Origin of the sequence: Neobacillus drentensis NBRC 102427 (genome assembly GCF_001591445.1) — a bacterium.
Classification (GTDB): domain Bacteria; phylum Bacillota; class Bacilli; order Bacillales; family Cytobacillaceae; genus Neobacillus; species Neobacillus drentensis.
Map to the genome: position 1 here is coordinate 1 of NZ_BCUX01000085.1, position 11,598 is coordinate 11,598.

Below are 11,598 nucleotides of genomic sequence, written 5' to 3' on the forward strand. Positions count from 1 at the left end.
GCTGCGTTTCCCAAGCCCCACTAATCCTGAAGGTGTCTACGTGCCCGTGAAAGTTACCCATTAAAATTAAATCCAACCCGTTATTTGATTAGTAGCATTGTATTTTTGGTGTGGTTTTCCGAGTGCGTATCCTCTGCCGAAATGAATACCTTCTTGTTTTAAGGAACCCCATAAATTACCTTTTTCTTTGTTTTCGATCCAATAACCAGACTGGTATTCGAAAAGTTACGCTCATCAATAAGACGATTAGCATTAAAACAGCAGCTGATTTGTCAGCTATTTGTTTTGCATCTTCTACTAACGCTTCAGATTGTATATACCATAAATGGACTGGTAATGTCCCTCCCTGTGATAAAAGGCTGAAATCCCACATTTCCCCTGATGAACTAGTACCTCCAACTAAAAGAATAATAGCGGACTCACCAAAAGCACGACAAGCTGCAAGGCTAACTCCCGTCATAATACCAGAAAGGGCGGCAGGTAAAACAATTGAAGTAATAGTTTTAGATTCGGTAAGACCTAATGAAAGGGCTGCTTCTTTTAATTCTCTTGGAACGGTAGAAATTGCATTTTCTGTCACTCGTGTAATGAGTGGAAGATTTAATAGAGAGAGGCTCACCCCAGCTCCAAGTATGGTTAAACCAATGTGAAAAACATCGACAAATAAAACATACCCAAACAGACCAAAGACAATGGAAGGAACAGAAGCAAGACTTTCTACACTTGTTCTGATAAATTCTGTTAGACGGTTTTTCGGGGCAAATTCTGCCAGATAAATCCCTGAACCAATTCCAATTGGAAGAGAGATAATTAACGAAATGATTAATACATAGAAGGAGTTTAATAGAAATGGCCCAATTCCTCCACCTGCATCAATTTCGCTTGGTAATCCGAGTAAAAATTTTAAATTTATATCAAAGAGACCCTTTGATATAATCCGGAATAGAATCGCCAGAATAAACAGCACGATAAGAATAGAAAAAAACCATAAGGAATAAGTGAATACTTTATCTTTAAATTTGTTAATCCCTCTAATTCTTTGATTTTTTATATTAAAATAATCCATCATTTAAACTCCTTTTGCCCTAATCCTTCTCACAATAATGATCATAAGGTTTGAAACAATTAATAGGATAAATGCCATCATATAAAGGGCATAGTTCCAGGTTGAATCAAATTCAACATCTAAAATCTGCATAACGATATTACTTGTTAAAACGGCTGTTGGTGTGAAAAGCGTTTCTGGAAACTGAGCTGTATTCCCAATAACCATTACAACAGCCATTGTTTCTCCGATTGCCCTTGCCATTCCAAGGATAGCAGCCGTCATAATTCCAGATTTTGCTGCCGGAAGGATTACTCGAAGAACGGACTGTAGGCGGGTACTTCCTAGAGCATAACTCGCTTCCCTTAATTCAGAAGGAACAGAAGAAATGGCATCGTCACTTATAGTTGTTACAGTCGGCAGGACCATGATGGTTAAAGTAACAGCGGCTGCTAAAAGTCCATCCCCCATAACAGAACCTGTAATATCCCTTAGAAAAGGGGTAAGAATAGTAAGTCCCAGATAGCCATATATAATAGATGGAATACCTACAAGTAAGTCGAGAACCGGTCTAATGATTCGCTTAAGCCATGCTGGAGCAATTTCGACAATATATACAGCAAGCAGAAGTGATAATGGCACAGCCATAACCATTGTTAAAGCGGTTAAAGCAATTGTACCTATGATAAAAATAGCCGCTCCAAATTTTCCTTGGTCGGGTTCCCAGGTAGTAGAAAAAAAGAATTCTTTAAATGAAACATCTTTAAAAACAAGCAAGCCTGTTTTTCCAATGAATATAATAATAGCAAGCAGTACAAGACCTAAAATCAATGCACTTAAAAGAGAATAAAATTTAAACGTTTTATTTTTGAAATAGTTGGCACCCGAATGATCCATCAAACGATGTTTTTTTAAGGGTTTTTGCAGCGTTTGAAGCTCTTTTTCTAAAATACCCATAAATCCTCCTTAACTAAGTTAATGCCAGCCTATTAAGGCTGGCATTAATATGATTCTCTTAGGGGGAACTAAGAGTTATCTCATAGCACTAATTGGAATGAACTTCAATTTTTTCAAAGATCCATTTTGGAATTTGCTGCTTTGCATATATTTAATAAATGCAGCGTTAGCACCTTTTGCTTCACCCTTTGTTAACAAATAACCATATTCCCAAACAGGATACTTATGATTAATAACATTTGTAGTAGTTGCTGCTACACCGTTTAAACTTACAGCTTTCACATTGCCTTTTACATATGCTAAATCGACATAACCGATTGCATTCGCATTAGCATCTACAGCACTCAACATTTCTCCACTTTTACCAACTTCTTTATAATTACCTTTTGTCATAAAATTAACATTTTTTAAAGCTTTAGCTTGATAATTAACGCGGGTACCAGATCCACTCTTTCTGTTAACAACAACGATTGCAGCGTTTTTACCACCAACTTGTTTCCAGTTGGTAATTTTTCCGCTATAGATTTTTTGAAGCTGAGAAGTTGATAAATTAGTAACTTTGTTTGACTTGTTTACAATAGTAGCAAATGGTGTAACAGATACCTTGTAAGCTTTTAATCCAGTAAATGCTTTGAAACCTTTAACTGACTTCGTTGCATCCCAGTCAGAAGCTCCAATTGTTGCTGAACCTTTTTTAACGGATTGAGGACCTGCAATGGAAGATGATCCAGAAACAGAAATTTTAACACCAGGGTTTGATCTTTTGAACTCATTTGCAGCCTGCTGTGTTAATGGAAGTAATGCCGTAGAACCTGCAATTACCACTTTACCAGTAACCCCAGCAGCATTTGCAGTTGATGATAATGAACCGACTGATAGACCTACAGTAGCTACAAGAGCCATAGAAGCCATTGTTATCTTTTTAAATAAATTCATTTGATTTTTCTCTCCTTTTAAGTGGTATACTTTTTATTATTTTGTTACTGATTCAAATTGTCCGTTGTTTATTACCATTACACGATCGCCGTTTTGACCTGGAACAGTAATGGCCATTCGTTTTCCATCAGGAGCAACAGACACTGAAGAAATTTCTAATTTTGTTTGAGCTAATTTCGTTATTGCCAAGCTTGTTGTATTTACTTCATAAATAGTGTGTAAACCATCTTTTTCATTCACTACAATGATTAGCTTGCCTTTTGCAGAAACAGTAGCTGTAGCAATATCCCTACCTGTTACTAATGATGCAATAGCATTCTTAGCACCAATTACATTAAGAATTGGTAATTTAACTCCGTCTGCATCATAGCTTGTATAGACAATATTTCCATTTGGTAAGAAAGCAGGAAATGCTTTATTGTCTGGTGTAGTTGTTAATGCAACTGATTGGACTTCAGCAGCTGTCATATCCACAACAAATAACTGGCTCTCTGTATTAGTTAAATCAATGTCGGTTACATCTGTTTTATCTGGATCTGTATAGTTTGTAGTTCCCTCTTTTCCTGCTGTATAAAGTAGTTTTTTTCCATCAGGAGATAGAGTCAAGTCCGCTTTGGATGTAAGTTTATCAGAATTGATAGGATTAATAGCTCCGTCTTTTATATTAATTGAAGCAATTGAATCCATCTTTGTACCTAGAATGAAATAAACTTTCGTTCCATCCTTCGACCAAACGAAATTGAATTTTGGTGAATCTTCATTCGCATTTAAAGTGCTGATTTTATTGTTTAATAGATTCACAAGGTATACTTTCCCGTTCTCGTCGGAGTACACAGCTTGTTTGCCGTCTTGGGATACAGAAAGATCCGTACCGTTAATTTTTAACAATCCCTTTTTACTGTTTACGTTGATTACGTATGTGCTCGAACCGAAATCGTTATCATTACCTACCAATAAATTTGAATTATTAATCCATTGTGGATTATAAGAGTCACCGCTGATTAATCCGGCTATTGAAATAAATTTCCCACTTTTTTGGTTTAATATATCTCCACCAATGGCTTTTACAAGTTCATTTAAATCAGCATAAACTAACCCTTTTACCTTGAAAGGATTTAAACCGATTTTGACAGTTTTTTTATTCTTTAAGATGTAATACTGGTTTGATTTATCTGTTTTAATGGTAGCGCCAGATAGTTTAGCAAAATCACCAGCTGAGAACCATTGCTTACCGGCCATAGCAAGTGTTTTAATGGACTTTAGCTGACCATCTACATTCAATTTGGCTGTTCCAAATGTAATGGTACTATTCGTTGAAACTATAAGATTAGTATCTACTACAACTTTTCCACCTAGAGCGTTAATGAAAGATTTTGCATCAACGAAAAATGTTTTCCCTACTACTCTAGGAGCATTTGCTATCTTAACCTTTTTTCCATTTACCACTGCGGTAGTAGATTTTGCTTTTAATGTTAATGTAAGCCTTTTCTTTCCGCTCATTTTAGTAAACGTATAAGTGTAAGTGTTCTGTTTATGTACAACGCTAGTTGACATTAATTTACCAAGATCCGCTGAAGAATATAGCTTTTTTTTGTTAATTACTTTAAACTGAACATTTTTAAATTGACCATTTACAAGCATTTTTTCTTTAGAAACTGATTGATTTTGTTGAACAGTTGCAGCTTTTACTTCATTTAATGCGATAGGAGTAACTAAGCTTCCTGCAAGTACAGCAGTAGCAACAACTAAACTTGATAACTGACGCTTCATTCATTCCCCTCCGATTGATCGTCCAAAATTCTTAATAAAATTCCAAAGACTAACTTTCTACCCCCTCGAAATTACTAATTCTCTCTCACAAATCAGATTATATATCCTGAATGTTAAGGGGGTGTTAAGAATAGTCTGATAATTGTAAACTTAATATAAAGATAGTGAAAATATTAAGTAAATAATCCTATTTACTTTTATTATTTATGAGTAAAGAGATTTAACTTCACAAACAGAAAAAGACCACAGCATTATGTACTGTGGCAGAAAAAATTTTATAGTTTTTTGAAAAAAGCCCTGCTCCCCATAAACTCTAACCAATCTCCCTATATAGCACCTTTTGTTTGTTATCCAGCTGCTTGTCTAACCAGCCGACCAAATCTCCTAAAAACCGATCTCTTCCCACTCCATCAAAGGGGCGATGCTTGACTAGAGCGTACTCATACAGCTGTTTATCGGTGGAGGCCACTTGGTGGAAAAATTGTCTTAGCTTTGTTGGAGGGGTAATTTTATCATCAAGTCCGTATTGCAATAATAACGGCAGTTTAATCGACTGTGCCTGATTTACTGTTCTTGAAATCGCCTGAATTAATTCACTTCCCAATCCCGGTGTAACGGTATTATGACGCAAGTTGTCGGTATAATATTTTGCATGCATCTCTGAATTTTTTTTCAAAAGCATTCGGTTATTTGCCAATTTATTGATCGTGTAGTCCGGTTTAAACTTACCCATTAAGGTAATCCCAAACTGTTCAAATGGTTTCATCTCATATGAAATAGCAGGTGAAATTGCAACCATTCCTGAAATACCTGCACTATAATCTAATGCATACTCGAGCGCTATCAAGCCACCCATACTATGTCCCACAATATATAAAGGCAGTTCGGGCTGATCAAGAGAAACAAGTTTTCGAAACGCATGTAAATCTCCTCTAAATTCATCCCAATTTCGTATAAATCCCCTTTTACCGGTGCTTTTTCCATGACCACGTAAATCAAGGGCGTAAACAATATATTCATTTTCAACCAAGCTTGCGCTAAGATTCTGCAGCCCTCCACTATGGTCGCCATGTCCGTGAACTAAAATAACTGCCGCCTTTGGAGCTGATAGTGGTTCGATCATACGAAAAAATAGTTCTGCTCCATCGACACCATTAAATGTCCCTTCTGTTGCCATGCTATGTAATCCTCCAGTTGCTAACAATATGAAAACAAGTCTTTGTAGTTTAAAAAGCTTTTTAAGTTCATTTTATTATAAAGCTAGAGGCTGACCATGTCACGCCCTATGGAACAATCTCTTTAGATACAGTACACAGTCACGATTCGTACAATTTCCCATTATAATTAAGAACTAGCGAGCTGGTGCCTGACACCCATTTTGGCACCCAATTATAGGTAATTTTCTAAATGGCTTCTTTTCTTGGTATAATAGATTATGTTTTTCAGATAACACTTGAGGTGAAGATGAAATAAATAAATTAACGTATCAAAGCAAATTGGATATGACTCTCCAAAAAGGAACCACCTATATATATACTCATGCCTGTTCTGAGGATGAACGTTCTTTGTGTGCTTTGGAAATGCGCTCATTATTCGGTGTCGCGTCTCAAACTAACGTCTTGGAAAGTCTCGTAAAAATTGATCCAAGTCGAAGCCCGTTTATTAAGGAAAGAATTGCGGTGATTTATAAGTCCGAAAGCCTTGAGGATCTTTTTATAAAGGTAGAAACTTTACAACTAAGCGGAGCAACGTTTAAAGTCAACTATGTGAAAAATAGTGGTCAGGCGAAAGGTGAACACGCAGGATTCGAGAAACGACGTGCCATTGAACGCGAGCTCGGCTTACACATCAACGGAATAGCAGATCTTCGTCAACCAGATCGACAGTTTGGGGTCATAAATGTAAACGATATATGGGTATTCGGTGAGTATGTGAAAAGTGAGGCGGTTTGGTTTCGACATCAACAGAAGCCAAATGGTTACTCCACTGCGCTCAGCACGCGTGTTGCAAGAGCGGTAGTAAATATCGCCGTCCCAAATCCAAACGGTATTAAGGCCATTGATCCTTGCTGTGGAATTGGAACCGTCCTAGTTGAAGCAAGGTCGATGGGCATTGATATGGTCGGAAGTGACCGCAATCAGCTGATCCTTCCTGGCGCACGAGAAAACATGATGCATTTTGGTCTTAGCTGCAAAATAAACTTAGCTGATATTCGCGATATCACCAGTCATTATGATGTAGCGATTATTGATTTGCCTTATAATTTGTGTTCGGTGATAACCCCGGAAGAGCAGCTGGAAATGCTCCAAAGTGCACGTTGGTTTGCCAACAAAGTGGTCGTGGTCACCGTTGAACCAATCGATGAAATTCTTTTAAAAGCTGGTTTTTCGATTATTGATCGAGCTGTTGCAAAAAAAGGGTTATTTATTCGAGAAGTGATAGTATGTAATTGATAGGGCTTTATCATTTGCCTAATCAATCATAATAAAAAGATCTTTATGAGGTTGTATCGTTACGAAAAGAGGGGAACGTATGAATAAACAGTCTATATATGGATTAACTATAGATCAATTGGAAGCCTGGCTTTCCCAGCATGGTGAGAAGAAATCGCGGGCACAAAAGGTTTGGGAATATCTTTATCGAAAACGCGTCACAGCCTTCGAGGAGATGACGGATGTCAATCAAGCGTGTATTCAATTACTATCAGACCACTTCGTCATCCAGACCCTACAGGTGCATATTAAGCAGGAATCAGCGGACGGCACGATTAAATTCTTGTTTAAATTACAGGATGGAAACTTGATTGAAACCGTGTTAATGCGTCAGAAATACGGCCTTTCTGTCTGTGTGACCACGCAAGTAGGCTGTAACATCGGCTGCAGTTTTTGTGCGAGTGGTTTATTAGCGAAAAGCAGAGATTTATCTAGCGGAGAAATTGTTGAGCAGATTATGAACGTGCAGCTGCATCTGGATAAAAAAGGCCAAGGGGAAACGGTCAGTCATGTGGTTGTGATGGGCATCGGTGAACCCTTTGATAATTTTGAAAATCTATTAGACTTCATCAAGGTCATCAAAGATGATAAAGGTCTTGCGATTGCCGCTAGAAAGATTACCGTATCCACCAGTGGTCTCGCTGATAAGCTCTATGAATTCACGGATACGAAGCTGCAAGTAAACCTAGCCGTCTCCTTGCATGCGCCAAACAATGAGCTCCGGACGCGCATTATGAAAATAAACCGTGCCATTCCAATTGAAAAACTAATGAAGGCAATGGAGTATTATATCGAACAAACAAACCGCCGGATTACGATCGAATATATTTTGTTGCGCGATGTAAACGATCATAAGCAAGAAGCTGAACAGCTTGCCGAGCTTCTTCGTCCGCTTGGACAGCAAGTCTATGTAAACTTAATCCCCTACAATCCGGTGGATGAACATAGTCAATATCAAAGAAGTGAACAGGAATCGGTGCTATCATTTTATGATACGCTGAAAAAAGGCGGGGTAAATTGTAAAATCCGCCAAGAACACGGAACAGACATTGATGCCGCGTGTGGACAGTTACGCAGCAAACAAATCAAAAAAGCATAAGCGCAGTAATTTCAGAACAAAGGGGAAATCCAACGCACAGAAGGTGCCCTGGATTTCCCCTTTTTTTGTCAGTTCGGATATTCAAATTTTGTTATTCGGTAAATTTTTTAAAAATCAATGTGGCATTGTGTCCGCCAAATCCTAAGGAGTTTGATAATACTACTTGGACATCCTTTTTCTTTGCCACGTTAGGGACATAATCTAAATCAAGTTGTTCATCTGGTGTTTCATAATTGATCGTTGGAGGGATGATCCCTTCCTTGATGGCTAAAAGAGAAAAAATGGCTTCAACGGCCCCTGTTGCCCCCAACATGTGGCCAGTCATTGATTTCGTCGAGCTTACAGATAAATTATAGGCATGCTCTTTGAACACATCCTTAATGGCTAACGTTTCATACAGATCGTTATAAGGAGTGGACGTTCCATGAGCATTGATATAGTCGACTTGTTCCGGGGATATGCCCGCATCATTTAAAGCAAGCTTCATTGCCCTCCCTGCACCTTCTCCTTCAGGTGCAGGTGTCGTAATGTGATGGGCATCTCCCGTAGCTCCATAACCAATTAGTTCACCGTAAATGGCAGCACCACGGGCGATTGCATGTTCTAATTCCTCTAGGACGACAATCCCTGCGCCCTCCCCGATGACAAATCCATCACGATTCTTATCAAACGGCCGGCTTGCTGTGTTCGGGTCTGGATTTTTTGAAAGAGCGGTCATATTTGAAAATCCTGCAACAGTCATCGCTGTAACCGTTGCCTCAGTTCCGCCGGCAATCATTACATCCACATCCCCCTTTTGAATCACGCGGAATGCATCACCGATGGAATTGGCGCCTGAGGCACATGCGGTAACGGAACAATTGTTGATTCCTTTCGCTCCAAGTGCAATCGAGACTTGTCCAGCCGCCATGTCAGGGATAAACATAGGAATCGTAAACGGGTTGACCCTTCTCTGACCCTTTTCGATAAATTTCCGATGTTGTTCCTCGAATTCAGCTAACCCGCCAATCCCCGATCCAATCCACACACCGACTCGTTCAGGCTGAATATTCCTACCAATTTGGATGCCTGCGTCCTGTACAGCCATTTGACTTGCAGCAATCGCAAACTGACTATAACGCCCCATTCTTCTTGATTCTTTTTTATCCATAAATTCTTCTGGTGCAAAACCTTTTACTTCTGCTGCAATCTTAACGTCCACTTGGTCAACATCAAAAAGGGTTGCTGGGCCAATCCCGGAAAAACCATTTTTAATCTGTTCCCATGTTGTGTGAGCATCATTCCCCAAAGGAGTGACGGCTCCAATACCTGTAATCACTACTCTCTTATTCATTCAATGCTCTCTCCCACTCTTTATTCAAAATAAGTTACCGACAAATGTTCATCTTTTATAGTTTAACTAATTTTGAGTGGTTGGACAAATTGAATTCGGACTATCTTTATTTTGTTTTTGTAATAATCAACATGTTTTAACGGCACAGCATCTATTTTGGACAGCTGAACGTGGTTTTCATTTTCATAAACCCATACATTAAGCGTGCATTTCTACCTTTTTGCGTATGCGGATTAATTTTTGATTTAAGGCATTTCATAAATTGCCTATCACAGTAACAAGGGGAATTCCCTCGGCTCAGACAGCGGTCATGCTGGTAGCAGCAGCCATCCACATCATTAATCGGACTTCCCGGTCCACTGCACCCTGGCCCACACCAACGATACCCTGGAAAAAGACAAAATGACAGGAAGCTCTTTTTTCTACGTTTCACTATGTTTCCACCTCCTAGAAGTTTATTACTATATTAATATGAAAAAATATTGCATCTGTTTAGACTCACAAGCTAATCTTCAGTGGGATATAAAAAAAGAGTAAACGCTTTATTTGTTTTCCTATGCTTGATCATGGTTCTCTAACAAGCTATGTCGGAATACAAATATATAAAGGATTTTTTAATTATTAAAAATATTTACATGAAAGGGGAATCGATACCTATGGATGTTTGCATTTCTTGCGGGAGTGAATTGTCCAAATTTGAAAGAAATAGAAGTGAATGCTGGGAGTGCATGGATACAACCACCGAAGCCTATACAGAGGAAGAATAATCATTTTATACAAACGAAAATCCTTAATTAAGGAATAAAAATGGCCCAGTCCTCTAAACAAAATGAGGACTGGGCCATTTTTATTTATATTACAACGAATGGCAGAATAGAAACTTTTTTTGATGGTCTTTTTATTTGGATAAGTTAATAAGAATAGTACGGACGTAGTATATTCAGGGGGGTTGGAAATGAGTAGTGATGAACGCGCATTACATCCTGATACCGGTGTTACATCTGGATTGTTTGTTGAGAGGTCTTTAAATGAAATTCGTTTTTGGGCTAGAATCATGAAAGAGCATTCTTTATTTCTTCGATTGGGTTTTAGAGCAGAGGATACTCAACTAATCCAAGAGGCGAACCAATTTTACCGATTGTTTGAACGCATCGAACAAACCGCACATTCCTATACAAATCAAACAGATCCTGAGCAAATAAGAAGGTTTAATTCAGAAGTACAACAAGCAGCAACTAATATTTTCGCATTTAAGCGAAAAGTACTAGGATTAATTCTCACATGTAAATTGCCAGGGGCAAATAATTTCCCCCTATTAGTTGATCATACAAGCAGGGAGGCTAATTATTTTAGAAAACGCTTAGTTGAATTAAATGAAGGTAAGTTGAAACCTCTTGCCGATGCGATTATTAAAGAAAATGTCTTCTTCTTAAGGATTATGGCAGATCATGCTAAATTTATTGGTCATCTGTTGGATCCTTCCGAGAGAAAATTAGTTGATACAGCTCAAAATTTCAGCAATGATTTTGATCAATTGCTGTACCAAGCACGGGACTTAGAATCTATGAAGCCACAATCACAAACAGTTCCTCTTTTAGATCAATTCCTAGATCAAAATCGTGTGTCGGTCTCATCGCTTCGAGACTTCAAGAAAACCGCACGGGATTTAATTGAGCAATGTAAAATACAAAGTATCATTCATCCACTATTAGCAGACCATGTATTCCGTGAAGCTGATAGATTCCTTGAAATTATTGATATGTTTGATGCACACCTTACAAGCGTTAAGCCCCAATCTAGTTAGATGAAGATTGATGATATAAAGATAATTGTGAAAATAGATGCGGCCCCCTATTTTAGGGGGCCGCATCTATTTAGTATATAAAAGGGAGAACTAATCAGGCTATGCAATAGTTTTACAAAAAATAAAAATCTTAGTAATCACCTAACGGGTTTACTTGTGAGA

General features: G+C 38.2%; 10 protein-coding genes. 3 read left to right on the plus strand and 7 right to left on the minus strand.

Annotated elements, in window-relative coordinates; translation table 11 throughout:
• Positions 1 to 175 precede the first annotated feature (175 nt).
• From pstA to BDR01S_RS23260, 5 genes are all read right to left on the minus strand, one after another.
• Positions 176 to 1,066: a phosphate ABC transporter permease PstA gene (gene pstA, locus BDR01S_RS23240; protein WP_157406242.1), complete on the minus strand. Its 891-nt coding sequence runs from the start codon at positions 1,064 to 1,066 to the stop codon at positions 176 to 178.
• Between the two features lie 3 nt (positions 1,067 to 1,069).
• The gene (pstC, locus tag BDR01S_RS23245) at positions 1,070 to 1,942 is read right to left on the minus strand and encodes a phosphate ABC transporter permease subunit PstC (protein WP_235846641.1); all 873 of its coding nucleotides are present in this window, start codon (positions 1,940 to 1,942) and stop codon (positions 1,070 to 1,072) included.
• Between the two features lie 135 nt (positions 1,943 to 2,077).
• The gene (locus BDR01S_RS23250; RefSeq protein WP_066250180.1) at positions 2,078 to 2,938 is read right to left on the minus strand and encodes a phosphate ABC transporter substrate-binding protein; all 861 of its coding nucleotides are present in this window, start codon (positions 2,936 to 2,938) and stop codon (positions 2,078 to 2,080) included.
• Between the two features lie 36 nt (positions 2,939 to 2,974).
• The gene (locus BDR01S_RS23255; RefSeq protein ID WP_066250177.1) at positions 2,975 to 4,708 is read right to left on the minus strand and encodes a TolB family protein; all 1,734 of its coding nucleotides are present in this window, start codon (positions 4,706 to 4,708) and stop codon (positions 2,975 to 2,977) included.
• A gap of 313 nt (positions 4,709 to 5,021) precedes the next feature.
• Positions 5,022 to 5,885, minus strand: coding sequence for an alpha/beta hydrolase (locus tag BDR01S_RS23260; RefSeq protein WP_066250174.1), 864 nt, complete (start codon positions 5,883 to 5,885; stop codon positions 5,022 to 5,024).
• Between the two features lie 325 nt (positions 5,886 to 6,210).
• On the opposite strand from BDR01S_RS23260, the gene BDR01S_RS23265 reads away from it, so the two are divergent.
• Positions 6,211 to 7,161: a TRM11 family SAM-dependent methyltransferase gene (locus BDR01S_RS23265; protein ID WP_066259626.1), complete on the plus strand. Its 951-nt coding sequence runs from the start codon at positions 6,211 to 6,213 to the stop codon at positions 7,159 to 7,161.
• Positions 7,162 to 7,240: 79 nt separating this feature from the next.
• Positions 7,241 to 8,299 carry a dual-specificity RNA methyltransferase RlmN gene (rlmN, locus tag BDR01S_RS23270; protein WP_066250171.1) on the plus strand — a complete coding sequence of 353 codons (1,059 nt, stop codon included), beginning with the start codon at positions 7,241 to 7,243 and terminating at the stop codon, positions 8,297 to 8,299.
• A 91-nt stretch (positions 8,300 to 8,390) separates the two neighbouring features.
• Here the strand turns inward: rlmN and fabF are convergent, their stop codons facing one another.
• Both fabF and BDR01S_RS25045 read right to left on the minus strand, forming a co-directional pair.
• On the minus strand, positions 8,391 to 9,632 hold the full coding sequence (gene fabF, locus BDR01S_RS23275) for a beta-ketoacyl-ACP synthase II (RefSeq protein ID WP_066250168.1): 1,242 nt from the start codon (positions 9,630 to 9,632) through the stop codon (positions 8,391 to 8,393).
• 151 nt (positions 9,633 to 9,783) lie between these two features.
• Positions 9,784 to 10,065, minus strand: a complete 282-nt coding sequence (locus tag BDR01S_RS25045; protein ID WP_082797556.1) for a phospholipase — start codon at positions 10,063 to 10,065, stop codon at positions 9,784 to 9,786.
• Between the two features lie 522 nt (positions 10,066 to 10,587).
• Between BDR01S_RS25045 and BDR01S_RS23280 the strand changes: the two genes are divergently transcribed.
• The gene (locus tag BDR01S_RS23280; RefSeq protein WP_066250165.1) at positions 10,588 to 11,436 is read left to right on the plus strand and encodes a DUF2935 domain-containing protein; all 849 of its coding nucleotides are present in this window, start codon (positions 10,588 to 10,590) and stop codon (positions 11,434 to 11,436) included.
• The last annotated feature ends 162 nt before the right edge of the window (positions 11,437 to 11,598 follow it).

Bases quoted from the DNA above. Each gene is read 5' to 3' on its own strand.
- pstA (WP_157406242.1), bottom strand. From the start codon at position 1,066: ATGGATTATTTTAATATAAAAAATCAAAGAATTAGAGGGATTAACAAA.
- pstC (WP_235846641.1), bottom strand. From the start codon at position 1,942: ATGGATCATTCGGGTGCCAACTATTTCAAAAATAAAACGTTTAAATTT.
- BDR01S_RS23250 (WP_066250180.1), bottom strand. From the start codon at position 2,938: ATGAATTTATTTAAAAAGATAACAATGGCTTCTATGGCTCTTGTAGCT.
- BDR01S_RS23255 (WP_066250177.1), bottom strand. From the start codon at position 4,708: ATGAAGCGTCAGTTATCAAGTTTAGTTGTTGCTACTGCTGTACTTGCA.
- BDR01S_RS23260 (WP_066250174.1), bottom strand. From the start codon at position 5,885: ATGGCAACAGAAGGGACATTTAATGGTGTCGATGGAGCAGAACTATTT.
- BDR01S_RS23265 (WP_066259626.1), top strand. From the start codon at position 6,211: ATGACTCTCCAAAAAGGAACCACCTATATATATACTCATGCCTGTTCT.
- rlmN (WP_066250171.1), top strand. From the start codon at position 7,241: ATGAATAAACAGTCTATATATGGATTAACTATAGATCAATTGGAAGCC.
- fabF (WP_066250168.1), bottom strand. From the start codon at position 9,632: ATGAATAAGAGAGTAGTGATTACAGGTATTGGAGCCGTCACTCCTTTG.
- BDR01S_RS23280 (WP_066250165.1), top strand. From the start codon at position 10,588: ATGAGTAGTGATGAACGCGCATTACATCCTGATACCGGTGTTACATCT.